At 39.4% G+C, this 24,348-nt stretch carries 21 protein-coding genes; 10 read left to right on the top strand and 11 right to left on the bottom strand.

Annotated features, from left to right (window positions below; all coding sequences use genetic code 11):
• Positions 1–13: 13 nt before the first annotated feature.
• The 9 genes from metK to GGR21_RS17910 all read right to left on the bottom strand — a co-directional run bounded on the left by metK (position 14) and on the right by GGR21_RS17910 (position 9,423).
• Positions 14–1,282 carry a methionine adenosyltransferase gene (gene metK / locus GGR21_RS17950; protein ID WP_183308644.1) on the bottom strand — a complete coding sequence of 423 codons (1,269 nt, stop codon included), beginning with the start codon at positions 1,280–1,282 and terminating at the stop codon, positions 14–16.
• 223 nt (positions 1,283–1,505) lie between these two features.
• Positions 1,506–3,161, bottom strand: a complete 1,656-nt coding sequence (locus GGR21_RS17945; protein ID WP_246348111.1) for a tetratricopeptide repeat protein — start codon at positions 3,159–3,161, stop codon at positions 1,506–1,508.
• A 54-nt stretch (positions 3,162–3,215) separates the two neighbouring features.
• A complete protein-coding gene (locus tag GGR21_RS17940) occupies positions 3,216–4,211 on the bottom strand; it encodes a PstS family phosphate ABC transporter substrate-binding protein (protein WP_183308642.1) in 996 nt (331 codons plus the stop codon).
• A gap of 25 nt (positions 4,212–4,236) precedes the next feature.
• On the bottom strand, positions 4,237–4,452 hold the full coding sequence (locus GGR21_RS17935) for a hypothetical protein (RefSeq protein ID WP_183308641.1): 216 nt from the start codon (positions 4,450–4,452) through the stop codon (positions 4,237–4,239).
• A gap of 103 nt (positions 4,453–4,555) precedes the next feature.
• Positions 4,556–5,389 carry an energy transducer TonB gene (locus tag GGR21_RS17930; RefSeq protein WP_183308640.1) on the bottom strand — a complete coding sequence of 278 codons (834 nt, stop codon included), beginning with the start codon at positions 5,387–5,389 and terminating at the stop codon, positions 4,556–4,558.
• 31 nt (positions 5,390–5,420) lie between these two features.
• Positions 5,421–6,077, bottom strand: coding sequence for an ExbD/TolR family protein (locus GGR21_RS17925; protein WP_183308639.1), 657 nt, complete (start codon positions 6,075–6,077; stop codon positions 5,421–5,423).
• A gap of 40 nt (positions 6,078–6,117) precedes the next feature.
• A complete protein-coding gene (locus GGR21_RS17920; RefSeq protein WP_183308638.1) occupies positions 6,118–6,732 on the bottom strand; it encodes an ExbD/TolR family protein in 615 nt (204 codons plus the stop codon).
• Positions 6,733–6,812: 80 nt separating this feature from the next.
• Positions 6,813–7,634 (bottom strand): MotA/TolQ/ExbB proton channel family protein, encoded by an 822-nt coding sequence (locus GGR21_RS17915; RefSeq protein ID WP_183308637.1) that lies wholly within the window; start codon positions 7,632–7,634, stop codon positions 6,813–6,815.
• Between the two features lie 403 nt (positions 7,635–8,037).
• Positions 8,038–9,423 (bottom strand): aspartate kinase, encoded by a 1,386-nt coding sequence (locus GGR21_RS17910; RefSeq protein ID WP_183308636.1) that lies wholly within the window; start codon positions 9,421–9,423, stop codon positions 8,038–8,040.
• Positions 9,424–9,585: 162 nt separating this feature from the next.
• Here GGR21_RS17910 and GGR21_RS17905 point away from each other — a divergent pair, with 162 nt between their 5' ends.
• A complete protein-coding gene (locus tag GGR21_RS17905; RefSeq protein ID WP_183308635.1) occupies positions 9,586–12,039 on the top strand; it encodes a DUF5686 and carboxypeptidase regulatory-like domain-containing protein in 2,454 nt (817 codons plus the stop codon).
• A 227-nt stretch (positions 12,040–12,266) separates the two neighbouring features.
• Here the strand turns inward: GGR21_RS17905 and GGR21_RS17900 are convergent, their stop codons facing one another.
• Together GGR21_RS17900 and GGR21_RS17895 are read right to left on the bottom strand one after the other, a co-directional pair.
• On the bottom strand, positions 12,267–12,809 hold the full coding sequence (locus GGR21_RS17900; RefSeq protein ID WP_183308634.1) for an RsmD family RNA methyltransferase: 543 nt from the start codon (positions 12,807–12,809) through the stop codon (positions 12,267–12,269).
• Positions 12,806–13,615, bottom strand: coding sequence for a DUF3822 family protein (locus GGR21_RS17895; protein WP_183308633.1), 810 nt, complete (start codon positions 13,613–13,615; stop codon positions 12,806–12,808). Before GGR21_RS17895 ends, GGR21_RS17900 begins: the two co-directional genes overlap by 4 nt.
• A 79-nt stretch (positions 13,616–13,694) precedes the next feature.
• Here GGR21_RS17895 and GGR21_RS17890 point away from each other — a divergent pair, with 79 nt between their 5' ends.
• The 9 genes from GGR21_RS17890 (at position 13,695) to GGR21_RS17850 (ending at position 24,299) form a co-directional block, all read left to right on the top strand.
• Complete coding sequence (locus tag GGR21_RS17890) at positions 13,695–15,104, top strand: ATP-dependent DNA helicase (RefSeq protein ID WP_183308632.1); 1,410 nt, start codon at positions 13,695–13,697, stop codon at positions 15,102–15,104.
• A 289-nt stretch (positions 15,105–15,393) separates the two neighbouring features.
• Entirely contained in the window at positions 15,394–16,008 is a 615-nt protein-coding gene (locus GGR21_RS17885) for a TetR/AcrR family transcriptional regulator (protein WP_183308631.1), read from the top strand.
• 13 nt (positions 16,009–16,021) lie between these two features.
• Positions 16,022–17,293 carry a TolC family protein gene (locus GGR21_RS17880; protein WP_183308629.1) on the top strand — a complete coding sequence of 424 codons (1,272 nt, stop codon included), beginning with the start codon at positions 16,022–16,024 and terminating at the stop codon, positions 17,291–17,293.
• A gap of 2 nt (positions 17,294–17,295) precedes the next feature.
• Positions 17,296–18,192: an HlyD family secretion protein gene (locus GGR21_RS17875; RefSeq protein ID WP_246348110.1), complete on the top strand. Its 897-nt coding sequence runs from the start codon at positions 17,296–17,298 to the stop codon at positions 18,190–18,192.
• Between the two features lie 68 nt (positions 18,193–18,260).
• A complete protein-coding gene (locus GGR21_RS17870; RefSeq protein WP_183308625.1) occupies positions 18,261–19,154 on the top strand; it encodes an ABC transporter ATP-binding protein in 894 nt (297 codons plus the stop codon).
• 81 nt (positions 19,155–19,235) lie between these two features.
• The gene (locus GGR21_RS17865) at positions 19,236–19,973 is read left to right on the top strand and encodes an ABC transporter ATP-binding protein (RefSeq protein ID WP_183308624.1); all 738 of its coding nucleotides are present in this window, start codon (positions 19,236–19,238) and stop codon (positions 19,971–19,973) included.
• On the top strand, positions 19,970–21,070 hold the full coding sequence (locus tag GGR21_RS17860; protein ID WP_183308622.1) for an ABC transporter permease: 1,101 nt from the start codon (positions 19,970–19,972) through the stop codon (positions 21,068–21,070). The genes GGR21_RS17865 and GGR21_RS17860 overlap by 4 nt, the downstream gene beginning before the upstream one ends.
• On the top strand, positions 21,067–22,170 hold the full coding sequence (locus tag GGR21_RS17855) for an ABC transporter permease (RefSeq protein ID WP_183308620.1): 1,104 nt from the start codon (positions 21,067–21,069) through the stop codon (positions 22,168–22,170). Before GGR21_RS17860 ends, GGR21_RS17855 begins: the two co-directional genes overlap by 4 nt.
• An 869-nt stretch (positions 22,171–23,039) precedes the next feature.
• Entirely contained in the window at positions 23,040–24,299 is a 1,260-nt protein-coding gene (locus GGR21_RS17850) for a Gfo/Idh/MocA family oxidoreductase (RefSeq protein WP_183308663.1), read from the top strand.
• Positions 24,300–24,348 lie beyond the last annotated feature (49 nt).

Below are 24,348 nucleotides of genomic sequence, written 5' to 3'. Positions count from 1 at the left end.
TGATACTGTTTTCTTAAATGTTGAATTCTTTTTTTATAGTGTCCACGTAATCCAGTTTTTCCCAGGTAAACAGTTCTACTTCACGAACTATTCCTTCAGGATTGTAACGGGATCTGAATTCTTTCTTTATGGTCTGAGGTTCACGACCCATGTGTCCGTAAGCAGCAGTTTCTGCATAGATCGGGTTTCTCAATTTCAATCTTTGTTCAATGGCCTTCGGGCGCATGTCAAATAAAGCTTCAACCTTTTTAGCTATTTCTCCATCGGTAAGGTTTACATTGCTTTTGCCATAAGTATTCACATAGATATTCATGGGTTTGGCTACGCCGATGGCATACGATACCTGAACCAGTACCTCTGATGAAATACCTGCTGCTACCAGATTTTTAGCAATATGACGCGATGCATAAGCAGCCGAACGGTCTACCTTCGATGGGTCTTTTCCAGAGAAAGCGCCACCTCCGTGAGCTCCCTTTCCTCCGTAAGTGTCAACGATAATTTTACGGCCGGTCAATCCTGTGTCTCCGTGAGGGCCGCCGATTACAAAACGTCCTGTCGGATTTACATGGTAGGTGATGTCTCCGGTGAAAAGCTTGGAAATATCTTCTCTGAATTTATATTTTTCTTTTACCCGTGGAATAAGAATATTGATAACATCCTCCTTAATCTTATTCTGCATTTTTTCATCGTCGCCGAATTCATCATGTTGGGTCGAAATAACTATTGTGTCGATACGCAAAGGTATGCCGTTATCGTCATATTCTATGGTTACCTGCGACTTTGCATCGGGGCGCAGATAGGGCATCAGATGTAATTCGTTTTTTCTGATTGACGATAATTCTTTTAACAGGGCGTGTGACAGGTCTAACGCAAGTGGCATGTAATTGTCGGTTTCACTGGTCGCATATCCGAACATCATTCCCTGGTCTCCGGCACCCTGGTCCATCGGATCGGTTTTGCCGTCAACGCCTCTGTTGATATCATCTGATTGTTCGTGTATAGCCGACAGAACACCGCAGGATTTAGCCTCAAACTGGTATTCACTCTTTGTATAGCCTATATTCTCAATAACCCTGCGGGCTACTTCGGGTATGTCGATATAAGCTTTGGATTTTACTTCTCCGGCAAGTACTACCTGCCCTGTCGTTACGAGGGTTTCACAGGCAACTTTAGAGTTGGCATCGTATGCCAGAAACTCATCCAGTAAAGAATCGGATATCTGATCCGCGACTTTATCCGGATGTCCTTCCGAAACAGATTCGGATGTAAATAAATAACTCATACTTTGTTAATTGTTTTGCTGTTTATAAAAACAGGAAAGATAAGTATAGCACGCGCAGAAAATGGTTTAGCATTTTTTCATGTGGTTGCAATCAAATACAAATCTGTCCACTTAATTGTTTGCAAAGATACGGCTTTTTTCTAATTCAGGAGCTTTTATATATAAAAAAATAACCCATGCTGGATAAACATGGGTTATAGATATTTTTATGGATAAGATCCGGTTATTGAGCAAATTCAAATAGCATTTTACCATTTGCATTTTCAGGATCTATCTGAAGAACCTTTTCTGCATATGATTTCACATTAGCTTTGTCTTCGGCTTTTTTACTCTTATCGTATTGCAGATAATAGTAGTAGCTTAAATAGCTGTATGCCTCAACCAATACCTTTTTGTCAGAATCGTCTTGCTCTGGTTTAGCTAATATTACTTCTATCGTTTTTTCGTAATATGGTTTAGCCAACCCTTGCTCACTTTCAGGGTCCATGCGGTAACTAGCCAACGCTTGCTGGTAAACCCCTAAGTGACTATCCGGAACGCGCTCCTGTACTATGCCATAGGTGGTAATTGCTTTCTTGTAAAGGTCGAATGCTTTTGCTTTTGCATCGGCTTTAGACATATTTAATGTATCTATCTCTGCATTTGCGCCACCGAAGTAGTAGTAACGCCCAAGCTGGAAATAATCCTGAGCTGTGGCAGCTTCTCCCGAAAGTTCAATATATTTTGCAAGGAAGTCAGCAGCATCAGAATACATTCTTTCTCCGGCAAGGATACCTGCTACATCTTTGTTTACATTTATCTTGGATGGATCTAAAGCAATAGCTTTCTTATATACATCTACGGACTCAGTTTTTTTGCCGGTTTCGCTTAATGCATTAGCATAAGAAAGGAAATCCTGAAGTAGGTATCTGCGTGTAGTATCATTTGGATTCAATGGTATGCTGAAGAACTTTTGTCCAGCGGCAACAGCACCGTCAAAATTTTTGGTGTCGTTATCTGTATACATTTGCAGGCGATACAATACGAAGTTGTTAGGATCTTTAGCCAGACCGTCTTTAATCAAAGTTCTTGCCTGATCGTACTGTTGAGTGAAGTACAAAGCTGAACCATAGCGTGTCATGTCTTCCACTGTGTAATCACCACCTTTGAAATATTCTTTGTATGCGTCAATTGCTTCCTGGTAGAATCCATCGCGGCGATATAATTCTCCCAGTTCTTTGTATGCAATAGTATAGTTAGGATTTATTGCTACGGCTTGTTTCAGTAGGTCTACAGCTGTATTACGATTGATGTATTCGTAAACTCTGGCTGCTTTCAGGCGTGCCAGTACGTTGTTGTTATCGAAATTTATAGCCTGGTCGTATTGCATAGCAGCATCGCCAGGTTTATTTTCTGCTGCAAGCATATCGCCTTCGAAAATATAGATCAATGGTGATTTCTTGTCTGCTTTGCGGGCATCCTGTAGTTTTTCAACAGCCTTTTCTTTCATACCGTTGTCAAGGTATGCCTGAGCTATGGCAATGATTATACCTACATCTTTTTTGTTCTTTTTCAGAACTTCTTTTAGCTGATCTTCGGCAACTTTAGTATTGCTTTTCAGGTCAAGCTTAGCCATACCAATGGCACCTAGCGCAGATAGCGGATCTGCTGACAGGGCTTGCTGATAATTAGATCTGGCTTCGGCCATATTACCTTCTTTAAATGCAATTTCACCAAGATAGTAATGAGACTCTGCCGAATTTTGCCCCAAGTTCTTTGTGAAATATTCTTTTGCTAATTTCAACTCACCCAAACTCAGATAATCTGCTCCGATATTGTTCTGGGCAAAGGCTGAAATTGTAATCATAAAGCTCAGAAAAGAGCCTAAAAAATACTTCATTTTCATCTTATTCAATAATATTTACGTTAATGATTTGTTTTCTTATAGTTGTTGCTATTCTTTCAAAGTTGGATTGGCCCTGACTACTCTTGTTAGCTGATAGGCCGGATAAAGTCCTGCTTTCAATACTATGCGCTGACCTTTTTCACCGGCTGCAAAGTTAACAAAACCTGATGGTAATCCACCTCTTACATCTGTTATAATTATATAAAGATCTCTACTTAATGGATATTCTTTAAGAGCTATATATGCAGGGAACGGTTTGAAACTATTGTCGTTAAAAGCTTTTGTAGCCTTGCTGACAGACATCACCGTTATTTTGTTGATAAAACTTAGATTCTGAGGATCGTCCGGATTACTGATCCAATTTACACCGATTACTCCTATTGCATTAGGACTGGCTGCTACATAATCTATCACCATTTGATTGGGGGTGCGGTCTGTAAGATCAATAGCACTAATGCTGTCCGATGCCATTGCTTTCAGGTTGTTTCCCAATGGTTTATCCACGCAGATGGAGTCTCTTATATATCTGACGGTGCTGGAGTTTGGGCTATCAAAGGCCACTACTATATCTCCTAATTTCGATTTAGGATTAAGCTCTTTCCATGAACGTACTTCTCCGGTCATTATTCTTTTGATGTCAGCCATTGTAATCAATGAATCCATATTTGATTTATTGATTATAAGGGCTATTGCATCTGTCGCATATTTTTGCGAACGTGGCATCTGGTTGCGATCCTTTATGATTAGCTTTTCGTTTGGTGTTATGTCGCGGGCAGCTATTATAAGCCGTATGCTATCTTTCATGAACAAATCGAAAGCTTGAGCTTCATTTGTGTAGGTAGGTATTACTGCAGCTTCGTTATATGTGGATTCGAAAACATCGATTTGTTGTTGTACAACAGGTGCAAAACACTCGTCGACAACAATTTCAGCGATACCGCTTGTAGGTGTGTCGGTGCGTGTCCCTTTATTTGCAGGACTGCACGCATGAAAAAGGAAGATAGCCAGTATGAGAGTGGATAATATAAAGCATAACTTTTTCATAAACATATATTTTTAGGTTAGCTTGTTATTCTGAAAATTCCCTCCAGACCCTGTAAGCCCTGAAAAGAGCGTAAACTCCGAATAGCACGCCTAGTATGATGCGTATTACCGATACTTGTATGAAATTGTCAAATACAGATGTGAATATCAGTAATATGGCAAGGAATAAATAAAATATTGCCATAAATACCGAGTAAATCATTTTGGGTGTTAGCCCGTTGTTCTTTTTTCCTTCTCCCATAGCTGTTATTTGAAAAAGAAGAGAAGATGATTTTTAATTCAAACTTCTCTTCTTTTTACTTTATTATTTTGTTATTAAAACAAATTCTTTTCCGGAAAACATTTTACTGTTTCAGGCGGAATACGATAGGAAGTGTAAAGTATACCGGAACGTTCAAACCGTTTTGTTTTCCCGGTATCCATTTAGGCATCGCTTTTACCACACGTACAGCTTCTCTGTCGCAAGACGGGTCTATACCACGGATTACCTGTACATCAGAGATTGTTCCTGTTTTGGTAACAACGAAACGTATTGTTACACGTCCTTGTATACCTGATTCCTGTGCTACTACCGGGTATTTCAGATTTTCAGCGATGAATCTCTGCATTTCGGCTTCACCTCCAGGGAAACTAGGCATTTGTTCTACTGTAACGAATGGTTTTTCTTCCACAGGTTTTTCTTCCACAATTTGCTTGTGCTCTCTCAATTCTGCGATGTCAATACCATGTTTATCGTCTGTACCTTTCACGTCAGCCACCGATATCTGAATCTTTGTATCAAGAATTTCTTCTTGAGAAATCATTTTGTCATCAGCAACTTCTTCGTCCTTGGCAATTGTAGGTGGAACGAATTTTACAGTTGTTTTTAACGGTGGTGGCGGTGGTGCCGTTTCCTGTTTAATCAGGTTTTCTTCCGGTATTTCCGGTTCTACCGGAATGTTAGACATTTCATATGCTTCATCCATAGGTCCCATATCTACCTGTGTCAGATTCTTTACCACACTTACTAAGCTTGGCAAGGCTGATACAAATCCGGCAAACACCAGAACCACAAGGAAAGCCACGATATGCCTCTTCGAGGAGGATTGACGTAGTTTATAAGCCCCATATTGCTTATTTTTCCCTTCGAATACTACATCACACCACTCCATGGAATTGAGTCGAATATCTTTTGACATAATTTACTCCTTTCTTTGTTAAATGTGATTATTAATTAGGTGCTGCTGCTTCTGCGCCATAGGCCCCCTTAGTCTTCAGATTTTCGATCAGGAACTGATCTCCTTCTGTCATATCTACAATTGCATATTTATCTATACTGCATATCTGCATTTCATCCAGAGCGTCAACAAGATTCTTATAGGTCGCTTCAGACGTAGGTTTTATTACAACCACCTGTCCGTCTTTATCCCCTTTAATTTCTCTCAATCTTGTTTTGAACTCTTCGTCCGGCATTCTTTTGTTGGTCACGAATTTTTCGTGTCTCAACTCTCTTACCTTTGCTACTATGGGAGCATTACGTTCCAGCAATATAGCACGAAGGCCTTCTGGCGAATAACCGGTTGTTTGCAGTGTCTGGTAATTGGTATAGTCAGGTATTCCTGTATAATAATAGACTTTGTTCTCTTCGCCTAATATAATAGTAATAGCCTTAGACTCTTTTACCTTTACCTCATCTTCTTTAGTTAGCTTTTCGTCGGTGGGCATCGCAATATCCATGATTTGCGGTTTACTCAATGTTGTACAGAACATGAAGAACGTGATCAATAACATGTTCATGTCCACCATCGGAGTAAAGTCTACCCTTAGGGTCTGTTTCTTGGGTTTACCTTTTTTTTCTTCGCCACCGCCGGTATCAATTGAAGCCATAATTTTTCTTTCTTTTAAATAATGTTTAAATTACGAATATTTACACATCCGGTGTGCTTCTCAGAGACGTAATAAGGCTGTACCGGTTTTCTTTTCCTTTCACCAAAGCCTTCATCACCTTGTCTACCAGAGGGAATGGAGTGTTTTGGTCAGCCTTAATCGCAATACCCATACCGTCGCCTCCAACTTCTCTAGCGTGTTTGACCCAACGTATAAATTGGTTGTTTGCGCTATCGATTGGAACTCCCATTTTCTTAATCTCACTGTCTTGATCGCTTAACGATTTATCTAAGAATCCAGCCATCTGACCGATTGGAACACCTATGTGTGTTTGTTCCTGAAACGATCTGATCTGTTTTTCTGTAAATGTAATGCCATAGTCTTGTCCCATTTTTTCCAGAACTTCCTTTTTCATAGCCGGCTGTTTGTCATCAAGATTCATAAAAATCCTGCCTTCCGGATCGATAAGGATAGTAAGTACGTTGTTCTCTGGTATTTTGGTTTCAGACACCGATGACGGAGCAATTACCTGCACCGGCTCTTTTGGCATAAAGGTTGCTGTAAGCATAAAGAAAGTGAGCAAAAGTACAGTAACGTCACTCATCGCTGTCATGTCGATGAATGTACTCTGTTTTTTTACTTTAGTCTTTCCCATTTCTTTTTTATTCTTTATGTTTTCTTATTAGAGTGGAATTTATTTCGAATTCCATAAACCCTGATGAGAAAAAATGTTAATTATTTAGATAAACCTCCGTGAAGTGTAGTATAAGTCTGGCCGATAGCAAAACCTACTTCGTCTACAGCGTTAGTTATATCTTCAACTCTTCCTGAGAAGTAAGAATAAGAAACGATTGCACAAGCACCTGTACCGATACCCATAGCTGTGTTCATAAGGGCCTCAGAGATACCTAATGCAAGTACAGTTGAGTCTGGAGCTCCTTCCTGAGCCATCGCGCCGAACGATTTGATCATACCAAGTACCGTTCCGAATAGTCCCATCAAAGTACCCAGAGTGGAAATAGTTGCGATAACCGATAGATTTTGTTGTAGGTATGGAAGTTCAAGCGTTGTAGCTTCTTCTATTTCTTTTTGAATCATTGCGGCTTTTTCGTCGTTGTGGATATCTGTCAGTTTTTCAACGTCAGAGTATCTTACAAGACCTGCTTTAAGGATGTTTGCAACCGAACCCTTTTGTTCGTCACACAATTTTGCTGCACCTGCGATGTCGCCAGCTTCCAATTTAGCTTTTGCATTCATCACAAATTTTGCAGTGCTACCTTTTCCTGCTGCTCTGTTCAAAGCGAAGAATCTTTCAACAGAAAGAGTGAATACAGTAAGCAACAATGTGATTACGATAGGAATTACCCATCCACCCTGATAAAGTGTTCCCAGCATATTTGCGTTTATAGGATGACCTTTTTCGTCGAAATTGCTAGGAGCTCCTGCTACAAGATAGAAGAAAAGATGCGCGACAATAGCACATAGTATAACTACTAGGAAAGCAGAAACACCTTTTGATCTAGGTTTTTGGTTTGGTTGTTGTTTTTTAGTTTCCATAATGATAATAAATAATTTAAGTTTAGTGAATCAATTTTTTGTATTTATTGTTGTTCATTCAATAATTTCAAGCTCAAAAAAAGCCTTACAGGGTAACATTTTAGGGTACAAATATACTATTCCATTTTTTCATTCAAAGTATTATTGTCCTAAAATTGCACTCTGATTAACGCCCTTAGTTAAATATAACGTTGAAAATAGATTTTTATTCTTCGATAAAAACAACCCTACTAAAATATATTCTAAATAATTAATAATCTAATCAATTGTAAATGTGGAGTTTCTACTTTTAGATGTGTCCACTAGGTATTAAATCCAAAACGTTTAATTGTTCTAGCTAACAAAAATAGAATTAAAAATGATTCCACACAATTAAAAAATATAAAAAAAGTCTTATTAAAGACTATTTCTCAATGCATAGCTCGTCATTTAGGGCAATAACTGCATCTTTGTATGATTCTCTTTTTATGACAAATTGCATATTGACCTGACGGAGCGATTGTCCGAAGCTTTCTACGTTTATGCCTCTGTCGTAAAGCGCTTTAGCGGCTCTGTAAAGGAATCCTGGTAAGGCTATATTCGTGCCCATAACGCATACGATAGCAACACGCTCTGTTATCACCTGGTAAAAATTGGCTTCGAGATCACTGATCAGTTCTCTCGATTTGTAATTGTCCCATACTACCATTGTTATGGAATTGGCGTTGGTAGACTTTAGTATATAACTTACTCCGTATTTTGCAAAGATTTGCATGATGCGGAGGTCAAAACCAACTTCTCCGACCATCATGGGATCGTGTATCTCGATTGCCAGCACTTTGTTTGTTCCCGAAACAATTTCAATCTTGGGTATCTGTGAAATGTAATCTTTTGTTATGAGGGTTCCCGGGTGTTCGGGCTCAAAAGTGTTTTTTATCCGGATATTGATATTTGCCAGTTCAAGTGGTTTAGCCGCTTTGGGGTGGATTGCTTCCATGCCTATATCTGCCAGCTGATCGGCGATGATATAATTGGTACGTCCTACCGGAACGGTTTTTCCTACTCCTACAATGTTAGGATCAGCGCTTGACAGGTGATATTCTTTGTGGATAATTGCTTCATTTGCTTTCACCTCAACGGCCACTTTGCTAAAAGTAACTTCTGTATAACCACGGTCGAATGCCCGCATAATGCCTTCAGTACCTTTAGTGTAGCCGGTAACGATACACATGTCTTTGCTGAAATCTATTCCTTTAAACGCCCTGTGTATGCGTTCGTCGATAGTCAGTGGCAGTGAGTCATTAAACCCGCAGAGGTCTATGAACCGGGCGTGTATGTCGTTGTTATTTAGAATATTAACTGTATTCCATGCCGAATGGGCTTCTCCTATCGACGCCAGTATTTCACGGGCAGCAAGGCATATGTCGTCGGCGTTTACATAACCCGAAGCCATAACCTTATTCAGGCTGTGCAGCATTGTCTTCGCCTGTTCTATGCGATATGTAATGAATTCACTTGCCTCTTTCAGGTTCAGGCCTATTTCTTCAAATCCTTTATTTATATCTAAAAGCCGTTGACGCAGACTGTCCAGCCCTATGCTATAATCGCTGTTTTCGAGAAACTGGACATATACTCCGGGCTCTCCCGTTTTTTTATGTTCCAGTAACCAGTTGGTCACGTTGTTGTATGCAGATACTACGAAAATGCGATTATACATTTCGTCGGGTTTTCTTTTGCCGATGATCACATTTTCTAAAACGTCTTTGAACTGGGACATCGATGTGCCACCAATCTTCTCTACTGTAAGCATTTTATCTTATCGGTTTGTAATGGTTTTAATTTGCGCAAAAATAATAAAATAATCTCGTTTTATGTGATATATGGAAATAATGTAACATTTTTGTGACTTTGTTTTGCCAGATGCGACATATTTAAGAACTTATCTGTTTTACAAATTATATCTAAATGAACTATGACAAAAATAGGCCTTGTTGTAAGTATCTTGTTGTTATCAATTAATATAAGTGCCCAAAATCTGAAAGGGCGTATCACGGACAAAGCCGGAGAACCTCTGTATGGCAGTTCTGTTTATATCAGGGAAATGAATCAGGGACTTGTTTGTAACGAGGACGGGTATTATCAGGCAACACTGAGGCCGGGTAACTTTAGTGTAGAGTATAAATGTCTGGGGTACAAAAGCGTGGAGCGAAAGGTTTATATTAAAGAAAATGAAATTGCAGTTGTAGATATATCATTGGAAGAAGCTCCCTTTACCCTAAAAGAAGTAACTATATCTAATCAGGAGGATCCCGCTTATCCGATTATGCGCAAAGCAATAGAAAAAGCGCCTGTATATGCCGGAGCCGTTAAAGAATACACTGCGGATGTTTATATAAAAGCAAATGGTGAATTGTTGAAAGTTTCCTCTTTGATTGACAGGATGGCCAAAAGTGAGGAAGGCGTGAAATTATCTGAATTTAAAGACCAATTGTTCGTGCAGGAATCTTACAATGAAGTACATTACACTGCACCCGATAAATATAAACAAACAGTGAAGGCCTTTTCGAGTAGTATACCGGATAATATGAAATCGGATGATGCCGTCGGACTGATTAATTCTTCTCTTTATATGCCAAAGGTAGGAATGTATGTTTCTCCACTTAACCCTAAGGCTTTTTCATATTACCGGTTCAGGTACGAGGGCTTTTTTGAAGAAAACGGATTGGAAGTAAATAAGATCAAAGTCGAGCCTAAATTGAAAGATCCGATACTGTTCGATGGGTATATTTATATTGCAGATAATACATGGCATATTTATTCAGCCGAACTCAATACAAGTGCATATGGAGTAAAGCAAAGTTATAATGTGACATTCAGGGAGCTTGGAGTGAATGTGTATCTGCCTGTTACATATCTTATTATGTCGAATATTAGTTTCTTGGGCATTGAGGCTGTGATGAATTACTATACATCTGTAACTTATGCCGATTTGAAGATTAATGATCAAATAGTTCAACAGCTGGGAGCAGACGGGGCAAAAAAGAAACGTAATTTCGAAATAGCCCGCAGGGATTCTCTCTATACTATCGTGTCAGACAGTCTTGCCACCAAAAGAGATTCTGCTTATTGGGATGGTATAAGAGCAGTGCCTTTAGACGGAAGAGAAATTTCAACGCTTATAAAGAAAGATTCTATACAACAGCATCTGGATTCAGTCCGTAAAGAATTTCACAATCCGGCATTCTCTCCGGGTGATCTTATAAGCGGAGGGGAGATAGGGATCGATTCGGGCAGGGTTGTAATCCGGTATGACGGGCTGATACAGGGAGCGCTGAAAGAATATAATTTTGTGGACGGTTTGTGGCTGGGACAATCCTTCGATGTGGAAAGTAAAATAGGTAAGCGTAATAAACTGAAAGTATCTCCCTATATATATTACGCATTATCAAGGAAAAGATTTATCGGGGGCGGGGATATTCATCTTCATTATGCTCCTATGAGGTTGGGACACCTGCATATAAGTGGCGGTTCTACCAGTGAGAATTTTAATCCGGAGGGTATTCACCGGCTCAATAATTTCTCCAGCTCACTCCTTTATGGTAAAAACTATAATTACTTCTACCAGAAAGATTTTGTTTCTGCGGTTAATAATATTGATATAAGTAACGGATTGACAATGATTACCGGCTTCGAAATTGCCCGGCGATCAGGATTGTCCAACACAACAGACTATACATGGGGAAAGAAAAGCAAAATAAGACCAAATATTTTTCCCGACGACCGGTTTGATAAAACAGCAGTTAACATAGGGTTTAATTATACGCCTTATGCGTATTATTCGGTCTACAATGGTTCGAAATATTATGTGAGATACGCCTCTCCTACATTTTATATACGGTATTCCCATGCATTTTCGTCGTGGCAGACAAGCAATGCCCGTTATCATAAGTTATATGGAGGAATACAGCAGAATATAAAATTGAGTGAATTCAGTAATCTGAATTATATTCTGGAAGGAGGTAGTTTTCTAGGAAATAAGGATAAAATACATTTTGCCGATTTCAATCATTTCAATACGTCTGATGTTACTGTCAATTTCAAATCGCCTTTCACCTCATTCATGTTGCTCGATAATTATATAGCTTCTACTAATAAGCATTGGTTAAGTTCCAATATTAATTACGAGAGCCAGTATATATTGTTGAAGAGATTGCCGTTCCTGCAGGGAAAAATGTTCAGTGAAACCCTGCATCTCAAAAATTTGTATACTCCCGATATGAGGTTGTATACAGAAGCCGGATATTCTGTAAATCTGCAGAAAATTATTAATCTGGGGGCTTTTGTCTCTTTCAGAAAGGGAAAGTACCAGGATTTTGGAATTCGTATTTTGTTGGATTGGGATGCAATTAAGAGATTTGTAGATTAATAGAATCTAAAATATGCTGTAAAACATATGTTTAAAAGTTAAACAATGTTATAAAATAAAAGAAAAACAGCAAAACATGTTTTATAACATAAAAATATACTATCTTTGTACTGTGTTTTTCATGGTATTAGATTTAAGGTTAACAATGAAGATTGGTTGTCGTGATGACAACCTTTTCTTTTTTATATAAGTTTCATTACGAAACCTGAAACAATTTCTACAACAGATTATTCAATAGGGGTAAACAGACTGAAATTCACACTTCCATATACACGTTTTTCTTTAAATAGCAGATACTCTGAAAAATCGTATTCCTTAGAGTGTTCGAGAATGAATATTCCATCAGGCCTCAATAAACCCTTTTCAAATATAAGTCTGGGGACATCTTCAAAGTTTTTCAGATCGTAGGGCGGATCGGCGAAAATAAGGTCGAATTGTTCTTTATAATGTTCAAGAAAGACGAATACGTCGGTTTTTACCAGTTGCATTTCCGATCCTATTTTTAAGTCGCTTTTGATTTTTTCTATGAATGAAGTGTGATTAAAATTCTTTTCCACACAAACTACTCTGGGACAGCCTCTCGAAATAAGCTCGAAGCTGATACTTCCTGTACCGCCAAAAAGGTCGAGGGCGGTAGTATCTTCCCAATCGATCATGTTATTCAATATATTGAACAGGCTTTCCTTCGCAATATCGGTTGTCGGCCGTGCCTTAAAACTTTTTGGCGGATCGAACCGCCGTCCTTTATATTTTCCGCTTACAATTCTCATAATGCCAAAGTCAACAGGTCTATCGGGGCTTTCTGCGCGTCATCGCTCCACAGATAAGCTTCACTGGGAATATTTATATATTCTATATTTTTGATATATTCTTCAAGATGTTTTGTCAGCAGTTTTTCTGCGTTCCCGATAATGAACAGGTTGTCGCTCATCTGATCGAAGCCCGAACATTCCCATAGTTTCAGGATGAAATAAAGCTGGTTTTGTGCAGGTTCGTTCTTGTATGTCAGGCTATGGATCAGTTTTCTGCCCGAAAAGCAGAAAATATCCATCAATCCATCATGAAAATAGGTATACATTTTCGGATACAGTCCTTTCAGCCTGTCTTTATCTTCCAGCCAGTTTATCATCAGATGTGTATGGTGGAAAAAGTGAGGACTCCACAGGTTGCGCGAAAGGAACTCGTAAATGTCCTGTTCCACATTATATGAAACGATAACATCCTGCCCATCCAGTAGGCCTGAAAGTAGATGCCCTGCCTTATTGGTATTGGTAAAATCATGAAGCGTCTTTTGATTCTTTATTTCAAAATATGGCGCAGGGATAAGGTCATATTCTTTCGAGACGAAAATAACATTCGTTTGTTTAAACTCCTGGGTGAGGAAATTCAGGTCGAATATAATCCGTTTTATGTTGTTCAGCAGATCATTGTTCGGCGAAAAAGTTGTTTCCCTCAGGCAATATACTTTCTCGTTTCCCGGTTCAACAATGGAAAACATGAAGCAATCAGCGGCTATCCGTATAGAGAGTATATACTTTTCCGGTTGCCCGAGATCTATATTGTCTGGTAAGAACATAATCTGTATTTTGTAGATGCAAAGTTAGAAAAAGATATTTTTATCTGCTACTTTTGATCTTCAATTCAATCCGGTAATAATGATCAGCAAGTTCTTTAAAGAAAAAATAAAAGAAAATTTCCCTTTCGAACCTACTCAGGAGCAGGAAATCGCTCTGGATAAAATAGTGGATTTTCTTTTCTTGCAAAAGGAAGAATCAATCTTTCTCCTTAGGGGATTTGCCGGAACGGGTAAGTCTTCTCTATTGGGGGCTTTGGTGAAAACGATGACCGATTTTAAACAGAAAACAGTACTGTTGGCACCTACAGGCCGTGCGGCAAAGGTTTTCTCTTCTTATTCAAACCATCCGGCTTTTACTATTCATAAGAAAATATACCGTCAACAAAAGTATTCGGGAGAGTTGGGCAATTTCGGATTAATGGATAATCTGCATAAAGACACATTGTTCATTGTAGATGAAGCGTCGATGATCAGCAATAACGGACTCGATTCCTATTTCGGCACAGGACGTTTATTGGACGATCTGATTCATTTTGTATACTCTGGCGAAAACTGCCGCATACTCTTGATCGGAGATACAGCTCAGCTACCACCGGTAGGAGAGGAAGACAGCCCCGCCCTGCAAGTTTCGGAGTTAGCCGGATACGGACTTGAAGTGCATAGCGCCATGTTGTCGCAAATTGTACGGCAAGCCGAAGGTTCGGGAATATTGCGAAATGCGACGGCTATTCGTAATGCCCTTACAAAAGGAAAGACTGAAGCTTATCCCAAGCTGAAACTAAAAAACTTTGCGGATATTGTAAAAATTTCAGGCGAAGATCTGATTGACGAAATCTCATCTTCTTATGATAAGGAAGGCCTTGAGAATACGATGATTATCTCACGTTCCAATAAAAGATGCAATATCTATAATCAGGGAGTTCGGAATCGTATTCTATACCGGGAGGAAGAATTATCTCCCGGTGATATGCTGATGATTACAAAGAATAACTATTATTGGACGGAGAATGTAGAGAATGTTGATTTTCTGGCTAATGGGGAGATTGTAGAAGTATTGCGGGTACGGCGAGAACAAGATCTTTACGGATTCCGGTTTTGTGAAGTATTGATTCGGAGTCTTGACTACGATATCGAACTGGAGGTGAAAATATTGATGGATACCCTCCATTCCGATGCGGCAGGACTGACTAAAGAACGATCAGAAGAATTGTTTCTGAACGTATTGGAGGATTATGCCGATATATCGACCAGAGCCGGAAAAATGAAAAAACTGAAAGTCGATCCTTTCTACAACGCTTTACAAGTTAAATTTGCATATGCTGTTACATGCCACAAAGCACAGGGTGGAGAATGGAGGAATGTATTTCTTGATCTGGGATATATTTCAGAAGAGCATTTGGGCATAAACTTCTATCGCTGGCTTTATACTGCAATTACACGTGCCAGCAATAAACTTTATCTGGTAAATCTACCGGATGAATTTGAATAAAATATTTTTTGAAGTATTCTATATAAAGGATTAAAGCCTCTTTTGTTATTATAGCTGTCTCTGAAGCAAATACACCCTTTGTCATTGACTGCACTTCGTTCCGTAGAACGTTGTTTCTGAACGAAGTGAAGAATCTCTTAAAATAGATGTTTCGTTCCTCAACATGACAATAAGAGAAGAGTATTCCGTTTTTATGGTTTTAATATATTGTAGTTAAAATATGTTTTAATCAAATAATTAAATTAATTGATTGATTTAACTTTGTGCATAATCAATAAATGATAAAATTATGCATAAGGATGACAATACCGAAAACCGTATAAAAGAAACAGCCAAAAGGCTTTTTCAGGAAAAGGGGTTTGATGCGGTCCGCACCCGGGAAATAGCAGAAGCTGCAGGAATAAATTCGGCTCTACTCCATTATTATTTTCGTAGTAAGGAAAATCTTTTCCATATTATAATGATAGAGAGCATTTCCGAAATGTTTTCTTTCCTGCGTCAAATAATAAGTGATCCCACAACTTCGCTGTCCTATAAAATAGACCTGATAGTCGATGGTTATATTGATGTTATAAAAGGAAATCCTAATCTGGCTTTGTTTGTCCTTAATGAATTACAGGTAGATTCAGGAAGAATGATAAAAGAAGGAGGCATTGCTAAAGACATGCTGGTTGAAAGTTGCCTTTTCCACCAGATAAACGAGCAGCTCAACAAAAAAGGAATTAAAATGTCTCCATTACATATTATGCTGAACACAATATCATTATCGGTGATGCCGGTTATTGCACGTCCGCTGATAGTATACCTCTATGATACGAATATTGACAATATATCAGGCTTCCTTGAAGAAAGGCGTAAGCTTATTCCGATGTGGATAAAGGGAATGCTACAGTTAGATGAATAAATCAAGCACAATTATGAAAAAAGTAGTTTTTATTTTCTGGATAATATTTTTCACTGCATCAGTAAGTGCTCAAACAGTTCTTACATTGGATGAGTGCAAGCAACTGGCTGTTGATAATTACCCGCTTATAAAGCAATATGGATTGATAGAACAGGCTGAAAAATACACGTTACAGAACCTCTCGAAGAATTATCTGCCTCAGTTTGGCCTCAATGCGCAAGCTACCTATCAGTCTGATGTGACTAAACTACCAATCGATTTGTCTGCGCTTTCCATACCGATCGAAATTCCATCACTGGATAAAGATCAGTACAAAGCCGTGGTTGAGGTTTCCCAACTGATCTGGGATGGAGGGGCGACTTCTTCGCAACAGAAAATAACCAGAGCAAACAGCGAGGTGGAAAATCAACGCATAGAAGTTAACCTGTATACGGTAAAAGACCAGATTAACCAACTGTATTTCGGTATTCTATCTATCGACAAACAGCTTGGAATCATAGACCTGACAGAGCAGAATCTGAAATCGAACAAGAAAACTGTCACTTCTATGTTCAATAACGGGGTGGCTATGCAGTCCGACGTCGATCTGATAGATGTAGAACTTTTAGGACTGGAACAACAGCGTATTGAACAGAAAAGTCTCAGAAAAGCAACATTACAAATGCTGTCATTATTTATACATAGACCGCTGGATGAAAATACAATATTGCAGAATCCTCAGGATGATTTCATTTTAAGCGGAGATATCAACCGTCCCGAACTGAGTTTGTATAATTCGCAGATAAATATGCAGAATAAACAGGAAAGTTCCATTAATGCTAAAAACATGCCCCGCATAAATCTGTTTGCGCAAGGTGGATATGGCCGACCGGGATTGAATATGCTGGAAGATAAATTCAAATTATTTGCAATCGGGGGAGTTAAACTAAGCTGGAATTTCGGAAGCCTTTATACAAAGAAAAATGAAAAGAAGCTGATTCAGAATAATATAAGCAACATAGAAGTTCAGCGCGAAACATTCCTTTTCAATACAAATGTACAGTTGACAAAAGAACAGGAGGAAGTAAAGAAAGCAAAAAAGCTGTTAGAGAAAGACGATGATATAATCCGTCTGCGGAACCGGGTGAAAATAGCTAGTGAAAGCAAGTATAAGAATGGTGTATATCAGATGAACGAGCTGATACGCGACATCAATGCCGAATCAATGGCACGGCAATCCAAAGCTTTGCACGAAATACAATATCTAATGAATATCTATAATTACAAACATATACAAGGAAATTGATTATGAAACGATTAATAATACTAGCAGCAACAGCTTTTATCTTGTTTTCGTGTAACCGCAACGGATTCGATCATGATGCATCGGGTACGTTCGAAGCGACAGAGATTCTTGTTTCGGCCGAAGCCACGGGAAAAATAGAAGAATTCAATGTAACCGAGGGAGATTATCTGAACAAAGACCAATATCTGGGATATATTGATACCACCCAATTATACCTGAAAAAATTGCAATTACAGGCCACAACGAAAGCTGTAAATGTAAAGCGTCCGGATATTTCCTTACAAATAGCGGCAACAAAAGACCAGATCGCAAAAGCAGAATTGGATAAAAAACGGATAGAAAGCATGTTCCGCGATGGCGCTGCCACTCAGAAGCAACTGGACGATGTGAATTCCCAACTGGCAGTACTGAAAAGTAGCCTGGGAGCGCAACTCAATACACTGTCTACTTCTGTAAACAGTCTGGATGAGGAAAGCGGTGTTTACGAAATACAGGTAGCACAAATAGAAGATCAGTTGGAAAAAAGCCGTATTATAAACCCGATAGAGGGCACGGTATTGAACAAATATGTGGAAGTGAAGGAAATGACCTCTCCGGGTAAACCATTGTACAGGATTGCCGATACGAAGCATTTGTTCCTTAGGGCATATATTATTTCCGACCAGTTGCCGGATGTAAAAATAGGCCAGGGAGCTACTGTATATATCAATACAACAGATGGAGAGCAGAAATCTTACAAAGGAACTGTTTCTTGGGTTTCCGACAAAGCGGAATTTACCCCTAAAACCATTCAGACCAAAGACGAGCGTCGTAATCTGGTTTATGCAGTGAAGATTGCTGTCGAAAATACTGACGGGATGATAAAGATAGGGATGTATGGCGACGTGGATTTTAAATAATATGCTAATGAGCCAATATGCCGATGTGCCAATGGTGCAAAGCGACAAAACTTGTAACTACTTTAAATATGAAAACTATTTCCATAAATAATATATCCAAAAGCTACGGCGCCAAAGATCCGGTTATCGCCCTGACAGATATAAACCTGCAAATAGAGGATGGGGAACTCTTCGGACTGATTGGTCCCGATGGAGCGGGAAAAACCTCCTTGTTCAGAATACTGACTACCCTGCTACTGGCAGATAAGGGTTCTGCTACCGTGTCAGGTTTGGATGTTGTGGGCGAATTCAGGAAAATAAGAAATTCGATTGGTTACATGCCGGGACGATTTTCCCTTTATCAGGATTTAACTGTCGAAGAAAACCTGAAGTTTTTCGCGGATGTTTTCGGTACAACAATCGAGACGAATTATGACCTGATTAAAGATATATATGTACAAATAGAGCCGTTCAAAAAAAGGAGAGCCGGGCAATTGTCAGGCGGAATGAAGCAAAAACTCGCACTTTGCTGCTCACTGATACATAAACCCGAAGTGCTGTTTCTGGATGAACCGACTACCGGTGTTGATCCTGTATCCCGTAAAGAATTCTGGGGTATGCTGAAACAGTTGAAGCAACAGGGGATAACCATTATGGTATCTACTCCCTATATGGATGAAGCCGCTATGTGTGACCGTATAGCGCTTATCCAGTCAGGGAAAATATTATCAGTGAATACACCACAGCAAATCATAGATAGCTACCCCTATGAATTATATAGTGCAAAAGCCGGTAATAACTATCATCTATTGAAAAAGCTGAAAGATCAGGATAATATCAGATCAGTTTATATCTCGGGAGAATATCTGCATATGGTATTTAAGGATAAAGATATGAGGATAGATTATCCGGATGTGGAAGTCAAAAGGACAACTCCAGACATTGAAGACTGTTTTATACAATTGATGAATATAGTATACTAGTTCCTAGCTTGCTAGTTTACTAGAAAATCAATCAGTTTTAACTAGTAAACTAGTACACTTAAAACTTTAGAACTCAAAAAAATGAATGTAATTGAAGTAAAAGACCTCACTAAAAGGTTCGGTAATTTCACCGCTGTCGATCATATCACATTCGCTGTCGAACAAGGTGAAATATTCGGATTCCTCGGAGCAAACGGAGCCGGAAAGACTACGGCTATGCGTATGCTGTGCGGGTTACTAAACCCGACCTCGGGAGAAGGGAAAGTGGCTGGTTTTGATATCTATAAACAGGCAGATAAAATAAAGGAGAATATAGGTTATATGAGTCAGAAATTTTCACTTTATTCCGATCTGACAACCTTGGAGAATCTCGAATTATTCGGTGGAATATATGGCATGAGCCGGAAAGAGATTAAAAACAAGACAGAAGAAGTAGTCTCCGAACTGGGATTGCACGAAGAAAGAAAATCCCTTGTCGAATCCCTTCCTTTGGGTATCAAGCAAAAGGTTTCTTTTGCCGTATCAACATTTCATTCTCCTAAAATAGTCTTTCTGGACGAGCCTACAGGTGGAGTTGACCCTATGGCACGGCGCACATTCTGGGAAATGATTTACAAGGCGGCCGATCAGGGAATCACTTCTTTTGTGACTACACACTATATGGATGAAGCCGAGTATTGTAACAGGATTTCAATTATGGTCGACGGACAGATAAGAGCACTGAACAGCCCGTCAGAAATGAAGAAACAGTTTAATGCCGAATCAATGGACGAAGTATTTCATGCTTTGGCCAGAGAAGCGAAAAGATCAGGAGAATGAAACAGTTTACAAGTTTTATACGAAAAGAAATATATCATATCACCCGCGATCCGCTGACATTGCTGATCATGCTTGTATTGCCGGTGATAATGTTACTTATACTGGGTTTCGCCGTATCCACGGAGATCACAAATACAAGCTTCGTTGTTCTCGATGAATCCAAATCGACTACAGCGGAAAAGCTTATCAAAAAAATGGGAGCGAATGAATATTTCAGCTTTGCCGGTTACCTGAATTCAGCAGATGAAGTAGAAAAGTCTTTCCAAAGCGGAAAAGTCAGAATGGCCGTGATCATTCCAACCACATTCGGAAACGAAATAGGACGTACAGGCTCCGATATACAATTGATGGTAGACGCAACCAATCCGAACGATGCTTCCACCATAGTCAACTATTTTCAGACAATCGTAATGCAATTTCAACAGGAAGAGGCCAAGGCCGGAACAAATAGGCTTGTGATAAATTCGGAAGTAAAGATGCTTTACAACCCGCAAATGAAAAGCGCTTATAATATCGTTCCCGGAATGATAGGTATGCTCATGCTGCTTATTTGTGCACTGATGACCTCCATTTCTGTGGTAAGGGAAAAAGAGCTGGGGACAATGGAGATCTTATTGGTCTCACCATTAAAACCGGTTACTATTATGTTTGCCAAAGCCGTTCCATATCTGGTCGTTGCCTTTCTCGATGTTATTATGGTGCTGTTGCTTGCGACATTTGTATTGGATGTTCCCATTGTCGGAAGTATTCCGCTGATCTTATTTCTGTCGGTTATATATACTTTTTCGGCTCTGGCTTTAGGTTTGTTAATCTCTACCATAACCAATACACAACAAACCGCAATGATAGCATGTGGTGTAGGGCTTATGCTTCCTTCCATGTTATTATCAGGGCTGATATTCCCGGTTAGTAGTATGCCCGATATATTGCAATGGATATCATACATTGTCCCTGCACGCTGGTTTATCGATGCCTTAAGGAGTGTGATGATAAAAGGACTCGGATTTGAAGCAATATGGGTGCAATTTCTGGTTTTACTATGTATGACAATCTTTTTAATGAGTTTTAGTATCAGGAAATTTAAAAACAGGCTATGAAAAATTTAAGATATTTATTGAAGAAAGAGTTTTTACAGATATTCCGTAACAAATTCTTATTGAAGTTGATTCTGTTTATGCCTGTCATGCAACTGGCTATATTGCCTTGGGCAGCGACTTTCGACCAGCGCGATATATATCTGAGTATAGTAGATAATGACAAAAGTTCCATATCCACAAAAATGACAGACAAAATACTTTCTTCAGGATTTTTCATATTGACAGATTATTCGTCAACATATGAACAGGCTTTATCTTCTATCGAGCAGGGAAGGTCTGACCTCATTCTGGAAATTCCACATGATTTTGAAAAAGATCTGTTGAACGGCTCGGCAGGAGAACTAATGTTATCTCTGGATGCCGTGAACGGACAGAAAGCAGGATTGGGATTATCATATATCAGCCAGATAATTAATAGCTATATGCTCGACATGAAGGGAAGTACAGGCAATGCTTCACAGGTAGAAATAAAACCATATTACCGGTATAATACAAAAATGCGCTATCAGGATTATATGGTGCCGGGCATATTGGTTGTTTTAGTATCTATGCTCGGAGGAATGCTATCTTCGTTGAATATTGTCCGCGAAAAGGAAATAGGAACAATGGAGCAGATCAATGTTACTCCTGTCTCTAAAGTTACCTTTATATTAGGGAAGCTTATTCCGTTCTGGGTTATAGGCCTGGTCATACTTTCCATCGGGATGTTTATCGCATGGCTTATCTATGGATTGTTCCCTATGGGACATATAATAAATATCTACATCTTTGCGTTTTTCTATCTGTTGGCTTTTACGGGCTTTGGACTGATGATCTCAAATTTTGCGAAAACACAGCAGCAGGCAATGTTCATGATCTTATTCTTCCTTATTATATTCATACTGATCAGCGGATTGTTTACCCCTGTCACCAGCATGCCGGAATGGGCGCAAAAGATCACATATATCAATCCTATACGTTATTTTGTGGAAGTGATAAGGCTTATCTATCTGAAAGGTAGTGGGTTTATGGATATCTTGCCTGATTTACTGAAGATTATAGGTTTTGCTGTTGTGTTGAATACTTTAGCTATTCTTAGTTACAGGAAAACAAATGGATAGTAGATTATTAGACATTGGAGTTTATATTCAATAAAAGATATATGTGCGGTTAACAATGTATTTGCTATAATTTCAGATGATCTCAGTAAGGACGAACCTATGCGTTCGCCCGCCGTTTCGGGCAGACACGCGTGTCCGCCTGTATTTTATTTCAGAAACTTTATCTATAGTATTTGAGTAGATCGTAGTTGGTAGGCAGTAGAAACGATCTTTGAAAGAATGATATACTGATAGGATAACGAGGGATATGATGTCAATATGAAAGAAATGGAGATTGTAAAAATTGAAAAACACGTAAAGTTTGTAAAGTTTTAACATTCATTGGTTGCAATTTGATATTAATAGTTCTCCTTTGGAAAGGGCCTTCTAAAATTGAAAACCGACAAAGTGGAGGCGGATCAGATAGCTATAAAAAAGAATAGCTATAAAGTTTGAACAAATGCTGGAAAAACAAAAATTATTGTATCTTTAAGGCAGATAAGTCTGAATTGATTCATTTAAGGAAAAACACAATGATTTTTCTCCATGTAAATTTTTGGAGTTAAATGGAAGATATAAATGAATCTTAGTAAGAACTATGAATGAAAAACATGTTGCAATCAATATAATTGATATGTATAAATATCTGTGTATATGGCAATTGTAATAAGAGGAGAGTGTGCCGCTGGATAGGCTATTAAATAATAATTTAGCCTGATATATGTGATACTCTTCTCCGAAAATGCATATAATTAGCTTTATATAACCGATTTTAATCCGGACATTTAGTATGAAAAAATATCTTACAAAAGTAGGCCTGAAGTTTTCAACATCAAAAGAAAAATGTTAATTAACATATATAATACTTAAATCTCATGGACAAAAACAGAATGATTGACAGGAGGAAATTCCTCAAGAGATCTATTCTCGGAGCAGCAGCTTTGACCATAGTTCCCCGCCATGTATTGGGCGGTAATGGTTATCTTGCTCCGAGCGATCAGTTAACTAAGGCTATCGTTGGAACCGGAAGTATGGGACGAGGCCATCTTAATTATGCGGGCACACGTTTGATTGCCGTCTGCGATGTAGATAAGAAGCATCTGGAACTCGGTAAAAATCTGGTTGCAGAAAAGATTGCAGCCTACCATGACTACCGTGAGTTATTACTAAACAAGGATATCGACATTGTACATATTGCTACCCCTCCGCACTGGCACGGGATCATGTCGGTTGACGCTGCCAAGGCCGGCAAGGACATCTGGTGTGAAAAACCCATGACCCGCACCATCGGCGAAGGCAAACGTGTACAGGAAGCCGTCAAGCAGTATGGCCGTATGTTCCGTTTGAACACATGGTTCCGTTTCACTGATAACTTTTACGGACTGGGTACACCTGTTAAGCCATTGAAGAAGCTGGTTCAGAGCGGCCTGCTGGGCTGGCCACTGAAAGTGACTATCAGCAAACATACCGGTTTTGACTGGAAATTCTACTGGGTCGGTAAAGAATACCTCGAACCACAACCTGTTCCTGAAGAACTCGATTACGATATGTGGCTCGGCCCTGCCCCGTACAAACCTTACAACGCACACCGGGTACACGGCACCTTCCGTGGCTATTGGGACTACGACGGGGGAGGCCTTGGCGACATGGGGCAACACTATATAGACCCTGTACAATATATTCTGGGTAAAGACCATACAAGCCCCGTGAAAGTGGAAGTGGATGCTCCGCAGCAACATCCGGATGCTATCGGCACATGGCGATCGATTACTTATACTTATGAGGATGGTTGCCAGATTGTCTTGTGGGGTGGTGACTATGGTAACCCGGATACACCATATATAGCAGGGCCGAAGGGCAATGTATACAAAAACTTCGTCTGTGATATACCCAACTGGGAAAAGAAACTGGCCGACTACCCCGAACCAGCCCCACAGGTAACGGACTTTATAGAAAGTGTGCGTACCCGCAAGAAATTTGCCCTGAATGAAGATAACGGATTCCGTTCTGCCACCATTGTCAATATGGGTATTGCGGCCCTGAGGCTGAACCGCACGTTGCACTTCGATCCCGTTAAGCTTGAGTTTATTAACGACGAGGCAGCCAATCGCCTGCTTGACCAGCCCATGCGTTCACCATGGCATATCTAGGGAAACGAATACAGCGTATTAAGACAAGAATAAAAACAAAGGATAAAGC

It is taken from the genome of Dysgonomonas hofstadii, from assembly GCF_014196915.1.
Taxonomy (GTDB): Bacteria; Bacteroidota; Bacteroidia; order Bacteroidales; family Dysgonomonadaceae; genus Dysgonomonas; species Dysgonomonas hofstadii.
The sequence above is the reverse complement of the archived record's forward strand: the minus strand, read 5'-3'. Positions and strand labels throughout refer to the sequence as shown.